Below are 17,302 nucleotides of genomic sequence, written 5' to 3' on the forward strand. Positions count from 1 at the left end.
CAAAGTCTGCGGCCGGTACCCCGCCTCCGCCGGCCGCTTGCGTGAACAACCCTGCACCACACCACTGACAATCACCGGATAACCGGCCCTGACCTGCTACTTCAGCGGCGACATCGCCACGCACTGCGCGGACTCGAAGGCCCCTTTCGCGGTCCGCTTCGTCAGCTGCCGGCCCTGGTAGGTGATCGAGCAGGTCACCTCGCCGCCGCCGTCGGCGACCACGGCCCAGACGGTCGGCGCGGCGCTGCCCTTGAGCGTGACGGTCTTCTGCCACGGAAGCTTCGGAGCCGCCCCGTCCTTGCCGTCCTTGCCGTCCTTCGCGCCCTCCCCCGCGGCGTCGACACTGCCCTTGCCGGACGCATCGTCGTACGCGATCGAGTCCACCGCCCCGCCGGTGACTTCGTACGTGACCTGGTACTCGGTCTCCTCGTACTTCTTCATCTCCTTCTCGACGTGCCGGCCGACTTCCTTGTCCACGGCCTTGTCCACGGCACCGCAGCCGGCGACGGCGGTCAGGGCGGTCGTGCAGACCGCGGTGGCGGCCATGGCGCGGAGGCGGGATGCGAGCACGGCGGACTCCTGGTGAAGAGTGCGGAAAAGCCGGAAGATCGCGTCAATCAACCGCAATGGGAAAGTAAAGTCAAGGTCATGACAGGGCGATCTCTGCTGGTCAAGGCGATTGTCAGTGGGGGCTCGTAGCGTTTGGAGCATGAATCCGCAGGGGGAACGCTGGACGTCGGATCAGGTGCTCGCACTCGCGCCCGACGCGCCGTCACGAAAGGCGGGCAGCAGGCTCGCGACACCGGGCTCGTGGCCGGAGACCGGCACACGGGACGGGGCAGTGTGGGGCCTGTGCCAGGGCAGCAAGCCGTACCAGACCGTTGTCGACACGGCCGGTCCGGCCGCGCCGGCCTTCAAGTGCAGCTGCCCGAGCCGTAAGTTCCCGTGCAAGCACGCGCTGGGGCTGCTGCTCATGTGGGCGGGCGAGGAAGAGGCCGTGACCGACTGCGAGCCTCCCGCGTGGGCCGAGGAGTGGCTCACCGCGCGTCGGCAGCGTGAGCAGGAGAAGACGTCGGCAGCGGCCAACGCGACTGCGGGCACAGGCGTTTCGGCGTCTCCGTCGTCCGCGGGCCCGGAGGCCGCGCGGCGCCGGGCGGCGCTGCGCGCCCAGCGGATCGCTGCCGGCGCCACCGAGCTGGAACAGCGGCTGGAGGACCTGCTGCGCTCGGGCCTGGCCACCACCGACCGTTCAGGATACGGCACCTGTGACGAGACGGCGGCCCGTATGGTCGACGCCCAAGCGCCCGGCCTCGCTTCGCGTGTACGGGAGTTGGGCTCGACCGTGGCGTCCGGGGCGGACTGGCCGTCCCGGCTCCTCGCGGAGTGCTCCCTGATCCACCTCCTGGACCAGGCATTCCTCGGCATCGACCGGCTGCCGCCCGCCCTGGCCTCGACGGTCCGCACCCGCGTGGGCCTGACCACCGACGCGGCGGACGTACTCGCCGGACCGGACACCGCGACCATCCGCGACCGCTGGCTGGTGCTCGCCCAACAGGACGCCGAAGAGGGGATGCTGACCAGCCGGCGAATCTGGCTGCGCGGCGAGCGGACCGGGCGGATGGCGCTCCATCTCTCCTTCAGCGGGCCGGACCGGGCCCTGGACCTGTCCCTGCCGAGCGGACTCACCCTCGATGCCGATCTCGCCTACTACCCGGGCGCGCGCCCGCTGCGCGTCGCCCTGGGCGCGCGGCACGCCGACCCGGCCCCGGCCTCCGGCACACCACCGGGCGGCGGCACCGATGCCGCGCTGGCCGCATACGGCGACGCACTGCGCGACGACCCCTGGCTGGACGCCTGGCCGGTGATCCTGACCGATGTCATACCGATACCGGGGAAGGGCGGCGAACCGTGGCAACTGGCCGACGCGGACGGCGAGTCGGCACTGCCTGTAGACCCGCGCTACACGGAGCGGGCCGGACTGTGGCGGCTGGCCGCGATATCCGGCGGCGAACCGGTCACGGTCTTCGGCGAGTGCGGGCACCGCGGCTTCATGCCTTTGACCACCTGGGATCCCGATCCGGTCGCGCTGTGAGTCACGGGTGCTCCGGGAGTCGCGGGTGCTTTGTGAGTCACGGGCGCCCTGTGAGTCACGGAGCGGCCGGGACCCCGGCCGTCCACACCGCCTGCACCCCCCACGCTGTCCACACCACCCGCACCGTCCAAACCGTCCGAACCGCCACCCGCCGCCCGTTGTCCCTGATCCGATCACCGTCCGGGGGAAGACCATGATCGAAGAACGCAGCACCGGAAACCGGCCCGACACCGCACCGCACGACCGCGGCCGTCCCGCCGCCGTACCCGAGCCCTCCTGGGAGGAACTGGTGAGTTCGGCGCTGCTCGGTACGGAACGCCGTACGCCGCCCGTCACCGCCCGCGCGGGCCGGAGCACCGCGGCCGCCCTGCTGGACGCGGCCGCCATCAGCACGGTCCGGCGCCGCGCCGCCCTGCGACCGGCGCCCGCCCGCGAACGCCCCGTACCGGCATCGGCCGACCCGCGCCCGCCGCTGCCACCGGCCGCGCGTCGCCGACTGTCGCTGCTGCTCGCCGACCGGAACGGCACCGGCAGCGGTCACCGCCGTGGCACGGCCCCCGACCTGACCGAGTTGCTGCCGCAGTGGCTCACCGCCGCCGCCCGGCACGGCTACCGCGCCCCCGAGGCGCTGCTGCCCGCGCTGCTCGACGCGGCCCGGGCCCGGACAGACCTGCGCGCGGCCGCACTCGGCTTCGCCGGGCCGCGGGCGCTGTGGCTGGCGCGGCTCAACGACGAGTGGAAGTTCGCGTTGCGCGGCGTCGGGAGCCCGGCCGCGCTGCCCGGCACGGACGAGCCGGAGGCCGTGCGCGCCTTGTGGGAGGAGGGCCTGTTCGCGGAGCGGGTCTCCCTGCTGGCCGCACTGCGCCGCCGCGACCCGGCAGCCGGGCTGGCCCTGCTGGCCACCACCTGGCCGACCGAGCGCGCCGAGGACCGGCTGATGTTCCTCGACTCGCTGCGGGAGGGGCTGACGATGGCCGACGAGCCGTTCCTGGAGCAGGCGCTGTCCGACCGCAGCCGCAACGTACGGGGTACGGCCGCGGAGTTGCTGTCGGCCCTGCCCGGCACCGCGCTGGCCGCGCGGATGGCGGACCGGGCCCGCGCCTGCGTCACCCTCGTACGTACGGACGCGGCCACGGAGCCGCCCCTGAACGCTTCCGGGAAGCGGGTGTCCGGTGCGGCCGGCTGGGCGCTCGTGGTCGAAGCCCCGCGGGAGTGTGATGCCGCGATGCAGCGCGACGGGGTGGTGACTAGGCCGCCGACCGGCCGCGGCGAACGGGCCTGGTGGCTGAGCCAGCTTCTGGAGTCCGCCCCACTGGAGTGCTGGAGCCAGTGGCTGGGCGGCCGGGAACCGGCGGAGATCGTCGCGCTGCCGGTGGCCGACGGCTGGCGTACCGAGCTGCACGACGCCTGGTGCCGCGCTGCCGTACGGCAGCGGGACGTGGCCTGGACGCGGGCCCTGCTCGGCGCCCCGGCGGCCGCCCCGCAGGGCTCCGGCACGTACGCCACCGGATTGGCCGCCGCCGGACCGGCCGCCACCGCTTCCACGACCGGCGGAACATTGCCCGGCGGCACGGCCCCCGACCATCCGGCCGGTTCGTCCCGTGACCTGGCACGGCTGCTGACGGTGCTGCCCGAGGAGGAACGTGCCCGGTGGGTCGCGGACTTCATCGCGGCCCACGGCCTGTCCGACGCGTTCCGGATGCTCGGGGTGTGTGCGGTGCCGTGGTCCGAGCCGCTGGGGCGTGCGGTGGTGGACGCGCTGGACATCGCCCGGGACGCGGGCAGTTATCCGTGGAGCTTCAGCGGCGTGATGGGCCTGGCCGAGCGGTGCCTGGACCCGGACGCGGCGGACCGGCTCGCCATGCTCACGGCGACGCCGGACGAACCGGCGGACGGCTCGCCCGGCGCGGTCGGCTACTGGTCCGAGGCGTTCCAGCGCCTGGTGGGCACGCTACGGCTGCGCGCCACGATGCGGGCGGAGCTGACCCCGTGAAGCGGCCCGTGCCCGTCATCCGCGCGCGCCCGTCATCCGCCCGTGCCCGTCATCCGCCCCCGGCCCGCTCCACCCGGCCGCCGTGGGCCGCCGCGCTGCCGTCAGGCCGCCAGCTGGCGGACGTTGGCACGGACCCACTCCACGATCGACGTGGTGGTCGCCCCGGGCGTGAAGATCTCCGCGACGCCCAGCTCCTTGAGGGGCGGGATGTCCGCCTCCGGGATGATGCCGCCGCCGAACACCTTGATGTCGGCCGCGTCCCGCTCCTTGAGCAGCTCTATGACCTTCGCGAACAGGGTGTTGTGCGCGCCGGACAGGATGGACAGGCCGATGGCGTCGGCGTCCTCCTGGATCGCGGTGTCCACGACCTGCTCCGGGGTCTGGTGCAGCCCTGTGTAGATGACCTCCATACCGGCGTCGCGCAGCGCCCGCGCGATGACCTTGGCCCCCCGGTCGTGCCCGTCGAGCCCCGGCTTGGCCACCACCACGCGGATCGGACCCTGCACACCCATCACTGCCTCCCAGCCCTGCACGACACCACACGGCACCTGCACGGGGCAGGGCCGCCGGACCGACATCCGAATGGCGGCCGCGCCGGCCGCCCCAAGCGTGAACGAACGTTATCGCCAGCATCCCGTACCCGGCCGTTTCGTAACACTGAGGGAGGGGGAAATCACACGTTGGGACACGTTCGCTACGCGTTGCGTTCCGCATCGGTCCATACGGCGGGACGGACGCTCGGGGAGCCGCAGTGAGGTCGCCGTACCTCCGCGCCGTCAGCCGCGCGGCACGGGGGTCCGGCCGTTGAACGCATCCGCCTTCGTATCCGTACGTCCGTGCAGCAGCTCGTTCACGTACTTGTACGTTGCCGGAAACGGCTGCCCATGAGGGCATACGGGGGACAGAGTCGTCTCCCGCGTGCCATTCGGGAGGTCGGCCATGAAGGCCTTGCCCTTTCTCTGTTGCCTGGCCCGCCCCTCCGCGCTGCTGCGCGCGACGGTAGTGGAGCTGGCGATCCTCGTCGGACACCTTCTGCTGTACCCGACCGGCATCCAGCAGGAACACCCCAGAACCCTCCCAGGCCCGGGCAAGGACACGGAGGCGGGCACGGAGGCAGGCACGGAGACGGGCACAGCCACCGGCACCGGCACCGGCACCGGCACGGACACAGCCACAGGCACGGGCACAGAAGCACGCACAGGCATCAGCACCCCCTCCACTCCACTCACCCCACTCGCCCCGCCCACCCCGCTGCCCACACAAGGCCGCGCCCACCCGCCCGTGCTCCTGCTGCACGGCTTCATCGACAACCGCTCCGTCTTCGTGCTGCTGCGCCGTTCGCTGCTGCGGCACGGCTGGCGCCACGTGGAAGCGCTCAACTACTCCCCGCTCACCTGCGACCTGCGCAAGGCCGCCGAACTGCTGGGCCGGCACGTCGAGCAGTTCTGCGAGCGCACCGGGCACAGCCGGGTCGATCTGGTGGGTCACAGCCTCGGCGGCCTGATCGCCCGTTACTACGCCCAGCGCCTCGGCGGTGACCTGCGCGTACGCACCCTGATCACGCTCGGCACCCCGCACGGCGGCACCCGGGTCGCGCCGTTGATGTCGGCCCATCCGCTCGTACGGCAGATGCGCCCGCATTCCGACGTGATCGTGGAGTTGGCGCGGCCCGCCCCGAATTGCCGGACACATTTCGTCTGCTTCTGGAGCGACTTGGACCAGCTGATGGTCCCGGTCGAGACCGCGCGTATCGAGCACCGGGATTTGATCAGCCGCAGCGTGCGGGTATCCGGGGTGGGACATCTCGCGCTCCCGGTCAACGGCGCGGTCGCGGCCGGAATACGGGAGGCGCTCGGCGTCGAGGAGGAGGCGGAAGGCAGCGCGAGCGCGACATCGGTGGCCTGACCTCGGCAGGACCGGGCCCCGGCACGCTGCCACCTGGTTGATCTTCACCGCGGGCACTTTCCAAGGTCGCGCCCGCCCTTTCGATCTTCGTGTGCGCACTTCCGCGACCCCGTACCGCTTCGAACGCTCCTCGAACGCGGCGCCAAGAACGCGCATACTGTCCGCCGAAAGGCGGCCAAATGCCCGTTGCCGGGAAGCCCGAAACCTGCCGAAGATTGTCGCCGTCACGTACTGCCGGGTACAGTCGCCGCTAATTCTCCTGCTGCCGAGGCGAAAGAGAAGTGGTGGTGAACGACCGTCACTCGCCGGAGTCCCCCGCTCCGGCTGTCCCCTCTCCCGACGCCTCGTATGCGCATTACCCTGCCTACGGGTCCTACGGACACCAGGACACCCAGACCGGCCATGCCGCATACGGCGGTGGCGAGCCGTACTTCGGCGCGTTCCCTGGCCACCAGGCCACCGGCGCGCACGACGCCGCGCCGTACGACACGACCGCGTACGGCGCGTACGCCTCCGGCGCGCACGGCGGTTACGACACGGGTACCCACTCCGCGGGCTACGACCCGTACTCCCACACCGCTTATGACACCGGCGGCTACGGAACCGGAGCGCCGGCCGCGCCCCCGTCCGGCCCCGACGCCTACGAGGCCACCGCTGTCTGGGGTGCCGTCGGCCAGGACCTGATCCCGGGCATCCCGGCGCAGGCGGGCCCGCCGCAGACCGGCTACCCGTACGACGCCGACGCCAGCTCCCAGTGGGAAACCATGACTTGGACCGGCCCGGGTCTGGGGCAGGACCACGGCCAGCACTACGACTCCGGTGCGTATCCGACCGCGAACGATCAGCACCAGTCCGCTTACGGCGGATATGAGGCGTTTTCCGGTGCGGATGCGGCGGACAACCGATTCGCCGAGGCCCTCACCCAGACCGCACCGGCCATCGGCCCCGACTTCGACGGCCGTGACGTGAACGGCCACGGTTTCGACGGCGCCGACACTTTCCACGACTCCAGCGGCCTCAACGGCATCGACGGCATCGACGGCCTCAGTGCCCACGAAGGTTTCGACGGCCCCGGCGGCCCCGACGGCGTCTCCCCGGACGCCGCCGACATCACCCCCGACGACAGCGCCGCCGCCTCCGTGCCCGGCGCACGCGCCTCCCGCTCACGCCGGGCCGCGCGGGGCGGCGGTTCGTCCGGCCGCGGCCGCCGCCGTACCGCGAAGCGCTCCGCGCTGCTGACCGTCGCGGTGCCCTCGGTCGCCGCGATGGGCGTGTGCGCCGTGGCCGCCGCCTCCGTCACCAGCAGTGCCCAGAACGGTGCCAAGGACAACACGACGACCCAGGCCGCAGGGGACCCCGCGGCCGTGCAGCCGGCCGCGGCCAACAACAAGCTCGACACCCAGCTCGCCAGCCTGAGCGCGGGCGCCGACGACTTCGCCGACCGGGCCAGCCGTACGCAGGAGCGCATCGACCTCAAGGCCAGGCAGATCGCGGAGAAGAAGCGCAAGGCCGAGGAGGCGGCGCGCAAGGAAGCCATGCGCCCCAAGTTCGCGCTGCCGGTCGCGCAGCACGGGCTGAGCGCCATGTACGGGCAGGCAGGCGTCAACTGGATGTCCGTGCACACCGGGATCGACTTCCCGGTCGGCTACGGCACGCCCGTCATGGCCGCCACCGACGGCACCGTCCGTACGCAGCGGAATTCGGCCTACGGAAACATGGCGATCGTGACCGCCCCCGACGGCACCGAGACCTGGTACTGCCACCTGAGCAGCACCAAAATCCGGTCGGGAACGGTCAAGGCCGGGGACCAGATCGCCTACTCGGGCAGCTCCGGCAACTCCACCGGACCGCATCTGCACTTCGAGGTGCGCCCCGGCGGCGGCTCGGCCATCGACCCGCTGCCGTGGCTGCGCAGCCACGGCCTCGACCCGAACTGACCGCCGCCCGGCCGACCAGGCCGACAAGCGACAGCAGCCCACCCGGCCGACCAGGCCGACCAGCAGCAATCCGTCCGGCGCCCCAAGGCGCCGGACGGTTCATCGCCGGACGTTGAGCACCGGACGGTTCAGCACCGCCCGTCACACCATCCGTCGCCCCGCTCCGTCAGAGCTTCTCCACCGGCGCGTACCGCAGCAGCAGCCGCTTGGGCTTCTCCCCGCCGAAGTCGATCGTCGCCTCCGCGTTGTCCCCGCTGCCCTTGACCGCGACGACCGAGCCCAGCCCGAAGCTGTCGTGCGTGACGCGGTCGCCGACCGCCAGCGAGACCACCTCGCGGTCCTTGGCGCGCCGGGTCGCGAAGCCGCTCGGCCCGGCCTTCGTACGCGACGAGGACAGCCCGGAGCCGAAGCCACCGCCGCCCGTGCCCGTCATCGCGCCCATGGAGGCGGAGGGCGTCGCGGGGCCCGTGCGCCGCCAGGTCACGTACTGCTCCGGGATCTCCTCCAGGAAGCGCGACGGCGGGTTGTACGACGGCTGGCCCCAGGCGCTGCGCATCGTCGAGCGGGTCACGAAGAGCCGTTCGCGGGCGCGGGTGATGCCGACGTACGCCAGCCGCCGCTCCTCCTCCAGTTCCTTGGTCTGGCCGAGGGCGCGCATGTGCGGGAAGACGCCGTCCTCCATGCCGGTCAGGAAGACGGTGGGGAACTCCAGGCCCTTGGCGGTGTGCAGCGTCATCAGGGTGATGACGCCGGAGCCTTCCTCGTCCTCGTCGGGGATCTGGTCGGAGTCGGCGACCAGCGCGACCTGCTCCAGGAAGTCGGAGAGGGTGCCCGGGTTCTCCTCCCCGCGGTCCTGCTCGAATTCCAGGGCGACGGCGGCCAGTTCCTGGAGGTTCTCGATGCGGGTCTCATCCTGCGGGTCGGTGGAGGCCTGCAGCTCGGCGAGGTAGCCCGTACGCTCCAGCACCGCTTCCAGGACGGTGGCGGGGCCCGCGCCGGACTCGACGATGGTCCGCAGCTCTTCCATGAGCGTGTTGAAGCGCTTGACGGCGTTGGCGGAGCGGGCGGCCATGCCGTACGCCTCGTCGACCCGGCGCAGCGCCTGCGGGAAGGTGATCTTCTCGCGGGCGGACAGCGCGTCGATCATGGCTTCGGCGCGGTCGCCGATGCCGCGCTTGGGCACGTTCAGGATGCGACGCAGCGGGACGGTGTCCTCGGGGTTGGCGAGGACGCGCAGGTACGCGAGAACGTCGCGGACCTCCTTGCGCTCGTAGAAGCGCACGCCGCCGACGACCTTGTAGGGCAGGCCGACCCGGATGAAGATCTCTTCGAAGACACGGGACTGGGCGTTGGTGCGGTAGAAGACCGCGACCTCGCCCGCCTTGGCGTCGCCCGCGTCCGTCAGCCGGTCGATCTCGTCGGCGACGAACTGCGCCTCGTCGTGTTCGGTGTCGGCGACGTAGCCGGTGATGCGGGGGCCTTCGCCGGCGTCCGTCCACAGGTTCTTGGGGCGGCGGTTCTCGTTGCGCTCGATGACGGCGTTGGCGGCGCTGAGGATCGTCTGGGAGGAGCGGTAGTTCTGCTCCAGCATGATCGTCGTGGCGTCCGGATAGTCCTCCTCGAACTGGAGGATGTTACGGATCGTGGCGCCGCGGAAGGCGTAGATCGACTGGTCGGCGTCACCGACCACGCACAGCTCGCCGGCGGTCTCGGCCGGTCCCACCAGTTCCCGTACGAGGGTGTACTGGGCGTGGTTGGTGTCCTGGTACTCGTCCACGAGGACGTGCCGGAAGCGGCGGCGGTAATGGTCGGCGACATCCGGGAACGCCTGGAGGAGGTTGACCGTGGTCATGATGATGTCGTCGAAGTCCAGGGCGTTGGCCTCGCGCAGCCGCGCCTGGTACATCGTGTACGCCTCGGCCACCGACTTCTCGAACCCGTCGGCGGCCTGTTGGGCGAAGGTCTCCTCGTCGATGAGCTCGTTCTTGAGGTTGGAGACCTTGGCGCTGAAGGACTTGGGCGGGAACCGCTTGGGGTCGAGGTCCAGGTCCCGGCAGACCAGGGCCATCAGGCGCTTGGAGTCGGCCGCGTCGTAGATCGAGAAGGACGACGTGAAGCCCAGCTTCTTGGACTCGCGGCGCAGGATGCGCACGCACGCGCTGTGGAAGGTGGAGACCCACATCGCGTTGGCCCGGGGGCCGACCAGCTCCTCGACGCGCTCCTTCATCTCGCCCGCGGCCTTGTTGGTGAAGGTGATCGCGAGGATCTCGCCCGGGTGCACACGGCGCGCGCCGAGCAGATGCGCGATGCGGTGCGTCAGGACGCGGGTCTTGCCGGAGCCGGCGCCGGCGACGATGAGCAGCGGGCCGCCGGTGTGCGCCACGGCGGCCTTCTGCTGATCGTTGAGCCCCTCCAGGAGGGCGGCCGGGTCCACCGCGGGGCGGGGGGCGCCGTCGCGGTAGTACGGGTCGCGGCCCGGGCCCACGGCGTGCGGGATGCCGCCGGGCACGTCGAAGCGCCCGCCGAACAGGTCGGCCGGGATCTCCTCCTGTGCCGGACCGTCCTCGTCCTCGGGAGGGGGCGGGGGCCCCTCGCCCTTGGGTTCGAGGTCCGCCAGGAAGCTGTCGTCAAAGAGGCTGCTCATCGCCCACCGAGTCTAGGCCGCCGCACTGACAGCCCGGCCCGTACCGGAAAATCCGGCCGTGTGACCTAGCACGCGTCCCGCGCCGCGGCACGCGGCGGCACAAGGCGGCACGAGACGGCGTAAGGCGGCCGCCACGACCGGACCTGCTCCCATACGGTCAGAAGTAAGCCAGGACACGCCCCGGACGCGACAAGATAACGAAAAGGTTTCGGGCAAATCGAACATCAGCCTTCACAGGAGCCACAAGGGTTGGCTACCGTGGCTCGCTCGGGCAGCCCGCGTCCCCGCGGTCGACAGCGTCCGCACGGGCCGCCCCCGCCGAGTCCGGCCCTGCCACCAGGCACCCGGAGCCGGGGACCCACACGTACCACCGGGGTGAATCGGCCGGTACGGCACACGGCGAGAGGCGCCTCGGGGCACAGTCCCCCGCCCCCTCCCGCAGCCGTACGGACCGTAGGGCAAGCCTTCCGTAGTTACGCAGTGACGCGCCCGAACCCTCCCCCAGTGCCTGAACGGCCTGGGGGTGCCCCCACCGCTAACCCGGTAGGCGGTCCACGGAAGGAGTCGCCGGCCTTGGCGTCGCACCGCAAGCCGCGCACCCGCATACTCACCTCCCCCGGAAGCCGCCGTACGGCCGCCGGGCTCACCACCGCCGCCCTCGCCTCCGTCACCCTGCTCTCCCAGACCGCCGAGGCCGCGCCGCGGCAGCCGCAGCAGCAGAGCATCGAAGAGGTCAAGCAGAAGGTCGACGACCTCTACCGGCAGGCCGAAGTGGCGACGCAGAAGTACAACGCCGCCAAGGAACAGGCCGACGAGCAGCGCAGCACCGTCGACCGCCTCCTTGACGACACCGCCCGCCGCACCCAGAAGATGAACGACGTCCGGCGTGAGCTGGGTTCCCTGGCGTCGGCCCAATATCGCAGCGGCGGCATGAGCCCGACCGCGCAGCTCCTGCTGGCCCGGAATCCGCAGCAGTTCGTCGACCGCAGCCACCTGATGGACCGGCTGTCCGGCAAGCAGAAGCAGGCCGTCACCGACTATCAGGAGCAGCAGGCCGAGGCCGTACGGCAGCGTGCCGAGGCGTCGCGGAGCCTGGAGCGGCTCACCGTGACGCAGGCGTCCCTGAAGGACTCCAAGAAGTCCGTCCAGGACAAGCTGGCCGAGGCCCGGCAGCTGCTGTCCCGGCTGACCGCCCAGGAGAAGGCGCGGCTGGCGGAGCTGGAGCGCAAGAAGGAGGCCGAGGCCAAGCGCAAGGCCGAGGAGCTGGCCCGTAAGCAGGCCGAGAAGGAGCGCAAGGAGCGGGCGGACCGCCAGCGGCACGACACCCCGGGGCAGGACACCGGCTCCGGATCACCCGACGGCGGTTCCGGAGGGGGCTCGGGCGGCGGGTCGGCCGACGACGGTTCGTACGGGACCAAGGCGGCCAAGGCCCTCGCGTTCGCCCGCGCGCAGACGGGCAAGCCGTACGTCTGGGGCGCGACCGGCCCCAACTCGTACGACTGCTCCGGCCTGACGCAGGCGGCCTGGAAGTCGGCGGGCGTCTCCCTGCCGCGCACCACCTGGGACCAGGTGAAGGCCGGCGACCGGGTGGCGACGAAGGACTTGAAGCCGGGTGACCTGGTGTTCTTCTACGACGACATCAGCCATGTCGGGATGTACATCGGCGACGGCAAGATGATCCACGCGCCCAAGCCCGGCGCGAGCGTGCGGGTCGAGTCGATCTACTACATGCCGATCTACGGGAGCGTCCGGCCCGCGTGAGGCGGCGCCTCCTGGTACGACGCCCCCTGGCGCGACGCCCCTGATGCGGTGCCCCTGAGCACCGCCCGTGAGACGCACGCGCACTCGGGAAACACCGAGGCCGCGGGGCAAACGCCCCGCGGCCTTCTCACGTCCTGCTACCGCTCACATCCCGCCGTCGCTCATGTCCCGCCGCCGCTCACGTCCACAGCAGGGCGATGAAGATGTTGACCACCGTCAGCACCCCCACCGTCAGGAACAAGGACTTCGCCGCCTTCTCCTCGTCGCGCTTCACGTAGACCAGGCCCAGGATCACCACCAGTACGCCGAGCTTCACGCCCAGCTTGACGTTGTTGAGCGTGTAGTCCTGGGCCTGGTTGAGGCCGACCAGGGCGACGCCGGTCACCAGCATCGTCAGCGCGCCGTGCAGCATGGCCGGCGTGAAGCGGGCGGTGCCCGCGCTCATCGGCTTCAGCTGGGTCAGGAAGCCACCGAGCAGCGAGGCGATACCGATGATGTGCAGACCCACGAAGACCTTGGTTACTACGTCCATAGTGGTGGATCGTAGCCCTCCCATACCACCGCTTCTCACTCAGGTCCGCCTCTCCTCACCTTCCGGTCAGAACTCGTGCCCAGCACGTACCGGATGTGTACGGAGACGGACGCCCGCACCCATCACCAGACCGGAAACGGTCAATACCCGCTAACCGGCCGCCTTTCGTTACCTCCGAGGTTTAGCGTCCTTCCTCAGGCGGCCGACACCCCACCACCGCCGGATTCCGCCCCGGCGGCCGTCGGCCGTCCCCGCCGAGAGGAAAGGCGGCGGCCCGCTCCCCCTGTTACGGGCCGCCGCCGGACCCAGCCGGGTGCGGCTCCAGGACGAGCGGGCACCCCGCTGAACCGAACACATCCGCTGGGGCCCGTCCTAAGATCGGCCCCATGAACCTCCCTATAGACACCCCCCCTATAGACACGGCCGGTTCGCCCCTCTCCCTCCCCGCCCCCCTCCCGACCCTCCCGCCGGGTCTCCTTCGGACCTGGGTGCACGGCTGGACGCGCTGCCGCGGCACCGCCGCCCCCGTCGCCGTACACGGCGGCTTCCACGTCGAGATCGGCCTCCCTGGCCAGCCGGGCCGCTACGTCTTCCCCGCCGCCGACCCGGACGTCCTGCGAGACCTCGCCGCCTCGATCACCGCCCCCAATCTGTGGATCAAGGTCTGCGCCCCACGCACGCAAATCGCCCCGGCCCTGCCCTCCGGCTGGGAATTCGACGAGCCGCAGTTCCTGATGTCCGTGGCGCTGCCCGAGTTCCCGGCCCGCCCCCAGGCCCCGGCCGGCTACACGGTCGCGACGGTGGACGCGGACGGCACCGGCGTCATCGACTGCCGCGTCCTGGACACCGCGACCGGCGACCTCGCCGCCCGGGGCCGGGCCGCGGTCACCGACGTCGCCACGCCCCCCTCGGTGATCTACGACATGATCAGCACCAGCGCGGGACACCGCCGACGCGGCCTGGGCAGCCTCGTCATGAACGCCCTGTCCGCCCACGCCGCCGAACTGGGCGCCACCCGAGGCATATTGGTGGCCAGCCCCGAGGGCCGGTCCCTCTACACGTCCCTGGGCTGGCACCTGCACGCGCCGGTCACGGCCGCCCGCATTCCCCCGCCCTCGGAACCCGCGGACGGCACCAACGGCAACGGAACGGGCACGGGCACCGTAACGAACACCGGCCCCCGCCCCGGGACCGGGACCGGCAGCTAGCACCGGCGCCCCAGGGAGCCCAACGGCGTCACTCGTACGGATGACCGGGAAGACATATCCGTATACCGGTCGTCGCGATCAGGCAAAGGCACCGGGAAAGCGACCGCCGCGTCGAGCCCTGCCCCCGCTCCCGGAGGCTGCCTCATGACCGTCACCATCGTGGTGGCCGTCGTTGCCCTGCTCCTCGGCCTGCTCGCCCACCATTTCCTGCGCCGTCACGACTCCGACGCCGACGACGAGGTCTGTCGGTCAAGGACCTGCTCGGCCCGGTGCAGACCCTGACCGTACTGATCCTCGCCTTCGTGCTGGCCACCGCCGCCGGCTCCTACAACAGGGCCGAGGAGGCCGCACCCAGCGAGGCCAACGCGGCCGACCACCTCGCGGAGTCGGCGGACTTCCTCCCCGACGCCGCACAGCGCCGCCGGGTCCAGGGCGACGTCGTCTGCTACGCCCGCGCGGTACGCCACTTCGAATGGCCGGCCTTGACCGACGGACACAGCTCCCCGGTACCCAGCATCTGGTCCGCCGACCTGCACAGCGCCTTCAAGGACATCGGCACGGGCCAAGGCGCCTTCGGCATGCTCGTGGGGGCGGACGACGCCCGGACCAAGGCCCGCCAGGCACGGCTGACGGAGTCGACGCCGGCGGTCCCCGCGGCGGTCTACTGGTTCATGCTCGTCCTGCTCTCCATCACCGTCATCTCCTTGAGCGTGTGCATCCCCAGACGCCGCAACCGGCCCCAGCTCGCCGCCCTGACCATGGCGACCGCCCTGCTCACCGCCACCCTGCTGCTCGTCCACGACGCCGAGCGGCCCTTCGGCGGAGCCATCGCCGTCGGCTCCACCGCCATCACCGACGTCGAACACCAGGCCACCCGCGACTTCCACGCCGACGCTCCGGGCGCCGGCCTGCCCTGCGACTCCCACGGCAGCAGGAAGACCAGCGGCACCTGAGGCGTCAGGGGCTGCCTTACGGCGCGACCACTCCACTCAGCCACCGGAAGACCTCCGGGATCTGCTCCTTCCACACGGCCGTTCCGTGGCCGCCCGCGCCCGGCGGGATCAGCTTCACCTTGACCGTGGTCGGGTTCTTGGCGAGCTGCTTGAGGGCGAGCCCGCCCTCGTAGCCGTCCCCGGCGGCGCCGGAGACGTAGAGCGCGGTGCGGGGCGGCTTGCCCGCCTTGTTGGCGGACTTGAGGATGTTGAGCGGGTTGCTCTCGACGCGGAGTTTGGGATCCTTGCCGGCCAGCGAAGCGGGCTCCATCTTCGGGTCGTTGAAGCCGGAGAGGCTGACGGCGGCGCGGTAGCGGTCCGGGTGGGCCAGTGCGAGCTTGGCGGCGCAGTGCGCGCCCGCCGAGTAGCCGGTGAGCGCCCAGGAGTCGGCCTTCTCCTCGGCCCGGAAGTTGTCGATCACCATCTGGCGCACGTCGACGCTCAGCCAGCTGTCGGCGTTCGCCTTGCCCGGGATGTTGACGCACCCGGTGTCCACGCTGCCCAGGAGGGAAGTGCGCGGCGCGACGAGGATGAACGGCTTGACCTTGCCGAGCTGCATCAGCGACTTCAGCTGCTCAGGGGCCTTCAGGGTGCCCATCCAGGACTTGGCCGAGCCGGGGAAGCCGGGCAGCATCTGGACGACGGGGAACTTCTTGTCCTTGTACGCCGGGTCGTTGTACTGCGGCGGCAGCCATACGTACACCTCGCCGCTCACGCCCGATATCCGGCCCTTGAACTCGGCCTCCTGGACGCCCGGGCCGACCACGGGGTCCTTCGGCGGTCCGAACTGCGCCAGCTGCTTGGGCTCGTCCTTGATCTTCAGCCCGCCCAGGCCGTCCGGCCCGAGGTCCTTGGCGGCTTCTACGTGGTCGGCGGTGCCGAGCAGGTCGTCCCAGTTGTCGTAGAGGCTGTTGGTGTTGTTGACGACGACGAAGACCAGCGTGATCGCGGTGGCCTGCGCGAACAGCAGCATGCCCAAGCGCGCCAGCGCCCGCACCAGCTGGGGGCCACGGATGCGGCTCCACAGCGCGAACGGCAGCACGACCGCGATGGCCAGCAGCGCGATCGCAGTGAGAAAGAAGGGCGTGCCCGTCAGGCTCATCGGGGATCTCGCTTCCAGGGCATGGTGCGGCGTGGGCATGGTTCTGGCCCTGCCGTCGGCAGCGAGCCTCTCCGAGGCATTAGATGGTGATCCGACACGCCCTGGTTGCGCTTTGCGGAGCCTTCTTTCCGTGGGTTCTTCACCTTGTGGCGTTCGTGTGGTATGGGTCACACTCCGCGCGTGGCCGCGTCGGCGAGGACGGCCTCAAGCCGGGCCCGGCATTCGGCGGCGAAGGCGGGGAAGATGTGCCAGTAGTAAGGGAGTCCGGCGACGCCCACCGCGATGGCCCAGGCGCGTGCGCGGGCCCAGGTCAGGTCGTCGAGGTCCAGGGCGTCCCAGTAGGCCCGTCGCACTTCGGGCGGCAGGTCCCAGAGCGGGGAGTGCTCGGCGTCGGGAGCGCCGATCGAGAGCGCTCCGAAGTCGATGGCTGCGTGGAGTCTGCCGTCCCTGGCCAGGAGGTTGTCCGGCCTGAGGTCGCCGTGGAGCCATACGTGGGGCCCGGCGGGGTCGGGCAGTGCGAGGGCGGACCGCCACAGCCGTTCCAGGGTGTCGACGTCGAGTTCGCTGCCCACGAGGGCCCGGCAGTCGTCGAAGCGGGTGCCGACCCACTCGTCGCACGGCCGCAGGCTGCCTCCGCGGTACCAGCTGAGGTCATCTGCGCGAGTCGCGCCCATGAGATCAATGCCATGGAGTTCCCTCACGACCGCCGACAGGTCGGCTCCGAAGGCGGCCCAGTCCTGGACGGTGTCCTGGCCGGGCACGTCACCGTCGATCCAGCGGTAGACCGACCAGGCCACGGGGAAGGTGCCGGTGGGCGTCCCGGCGTGGACGGGCTCGGGAACCGCTCAGGTGAGGAGGGGCGCCAGGCGGGGCAGCCACTCCTGTTCCTTGCGCACGGATGGTGCCGTGCGGGCGGTACGCGGGAGCCGTACGAGCAGGTCGTCGCCCAGCCGGTACATGGTGTTGTCCGTGCCGGCGCCCGCCGGCGACAGCGGCAGGCCGGCCCACTCCGGGCACTGCGCCTTCAGCAGTGACCGGACCAGCGTCTCGTCGACGGGGATTTCGTTCTTGTGCACCGCCACGCCGGAAGTGTCGCCGCCGGGTGGCGCGAAGGGCCAATGATTTTCCGCGCGTTG

Annotated in this window: 13 protein-coding genes and 1 pseudogene; 8 read left to right on the forward strand and 6 right to left on the reverse strand. The window is 71.3% G+C overall.

The genetic code is table 11. From position 1 onward, the window contains the following. Positions 1 to 96: 96 nt before the first annotated feature. Positions 97 to 570, reverse strand: a complete 474-nt coding sequence (locus ACZ53K_RS08005) for a hypothetical protein (RefSeq protein WP_468832887.1) — start codon at positions 568 to 570, stop codon at positions 97 to 99. A gap of 139 nt (positions 571 to 709) precedes the next feature. On the opposite strand from ACZ53K_RS08005, the gene ACZ53K_RS08010 reads away from it, so the two are divergent. Together ACZ53K_RS08010 and ACZ53K_RS08015 are read left to right on the forward strand one after the other, a co-directional pair. Continuing rightward, on the forward strand, positions 710 to 2,092 hold the full coding sequence (locus ACZ53K_RS08010) for an SWIM zinc finger family protein (RefSeq protein ID WP_468832888.1): 1,383 nt from the start codon (positions 710 to 712) through the stop codon (positions 2,090 to 2,092). A 193-nt stretch (positions 2,093 to 2,285) separates the two neighbouring features. Continuing rightward, positions 2,286 to 4,085 (forward strand): DUF5691 domain-containing protein, encoded by a 1,800-nt coding sequence (locus tag ACZ53K_RS08015; protein ID WP_468832889.1) that lies wholly within the window; start codon positions 2,286 to 2,288, stop codon positions 4,083 to 4,085. Positions 4,086 to 4,186: 101 nt separating this feature from the next. Here the strand turns inward: ACZ53K_RS08015 and ACZ53K_RS08020 are convergent, their stop codons facing one another. Next, complete coding sequence (locus ACZ53K_RS08020; protein ID WP_003985249.1) at positions 4,187 to 4,597, reverse strand: cobalamin B12-binding domain-containing protein; 411 nt, start codon at positions 4,595 to 4,597, stop codon at positions 4,187 to 4,189. 427 nt (positions 4,598 to 5,024) lie between these two features. Here ACZ53K_RS08020 and ACZ53K_RS08025 point away from each other — a divergent pair, with 427 nt between their 5' ends. Both ACZ53K_RS08025 and ACZ53K_RS08030 read left to right on the forward strand, forming a co-directional pair. Continuing rightward, positions 5,025 to 5,990, forward strand: a complete 966-nt coding sequence (locus tag ACZ53K_RS08025; protein WP_468832891.1) for a lipase family alpha/beta hydrolase — start codon at positions 5,025 to 5,027, stop codon at positions 5,988 to 5,990. A gap of 287 nt (positions 5,991 to 6,277) precedes the next feature. Further along, positions 6,278 to 7,927, forward strand: coding sequence for a M23 family metallopeptidase (locus ACZ53K_RS08030; RefSeq protein ID WP_468833367.1), 1,650 nt, complete (start codon positions 6,278 to 6,280; stop codon positions 7,925 to 7,927). A gap of 166 nt (positions 7,928 to 8,093) precedes the next feature. Here the strand turns inward: ACZ53K_RS08030 and pcrA are convergent, their stop codons facing one another. Further along, positions 8,094 to 10,571: a DNA helicase PcrA gene (pcrA, locus tag ACZ53K_RS08035; RefSeq protein WP_468832892.1), complete on the reverse strand. Its 2,478-nt coding sequence runs from the start codon at positions 10,569 to 10,571 to the stop codon at positions 8,094 to 8,096. 573 nt (positions 10,572 to 11,144) lie between these two features. Here pcrA and ACZ53K_RS08040 point away from each other — a divergent pair. Then, positions 11,145 to 12,332: a C40 family peptidase gene (locus ACZ53K_RS08040; protein WP_468832893.1), complete on the forward strand. Its 1,188-nt coding sequence runs from the start codon at positions 11,145 to 11,147 to the stop codon at positions 12,330 to 12,332. Positions 12,333 to 12,510: 178 nt separating this feature from the next. Here the strand turns inward: ACZ53K_RS08040 and ACZ53K_RS08045 are convergent, their stop codons facing one another. Further along, positions 12,511 to 12,864: a hypothetical protein gene (locus ACZ53K_RS08045; RefSeq protein ID WP_468832895.1), complete on the reverse strand. Its 354-nt coding sequence runs from the start codon at positions 12,862 to 12,864 to the stop codon at positions 12,511 to 12,513. Between the two features lie 386 nt (positions 12,865 to 13,250). Here ACZ53K_RS08045 and ACZ53K_RS08050 point away from each other — a divergent pair, with 386 nt between their 5' ends. The 3 genes from ACZ53K_RS08050 to ACZ53K_RS08060 all read left to right on the forward strand — a co-directional run bounded on the left by ACZ53K_RS08050 (position 13,251) and on the right by ACZ53K_RS08060 (position 15,025). Continuing rightward, complete coding sequence (locus tag ACZ53K_RS08050) at positions 13,251 to 14,072, forward strand: GNAT family N-acetyltransferase (RefSeq protein WP_468832896.1); 822 nt, start codon at positions 13,251 to 13,253, stop codon at positions 14,070 to 14,072. A gap of 144 nt (positions 14,073 to 14,216) precedes the next feature. Further along, positions 14,217 to 14,354: a hypothetical protein gene (locus tag ACZ53K_RS08055; protein ID WP_468832897.1), complete on the forward strand. Its 138-nt coding sequence runs from the start codon at positions 14,217 to 14,219 to the stop codon at positions 14,352 to 14,354. Next, a complete protein-coding gene (locus ACZ53K_RS08060) occupies positions 14,342 to 15,025 on the forward strand; it encodes a bestrophin-like domain (protein WP_468832898.1) in 684 nt (227 codons plus the stop codon). The genes ACZ53K_RS08055 and ACZ53K_RS08060 overlap by 13 nt, the downstream gene beginning before the upstream one ends. A 16-nt stretch (positions 15,026 to 15,041) precedes the next feature. Here ACZ53K_RS08060 and ACZ53K_RS08065 read toward each other — a convergent pair whose 3' ends face one another. Continuing rightward, on the reverse strand, positions 15,042 to 16,166 hold the full coding sequence (locus tag ACZ53K_RS08065) for an alpha/beta hydrolase (protein WP_468832900.1): 1,125 nt from the start codon (positions 16,164 to 16,166) through the stop codon (positions 15,042 to 15,044). Positions 16,167 to 16,333: 167 nt separating this feature from the next. Beyond that, a pseudogene (locus ACZ53K_RS08070) lies at positions 16,334 to 17,248 on the reverse strand (aminoglycoside phosphotransferase family protein). Between the last annotated feature and the right edge of the window lie 54 nt (positions 17,249 to 17,302).

The sequence above is a fragment of the Streptomyces sp. NPDC033221 genome (genome assembly GCF_055577005.1).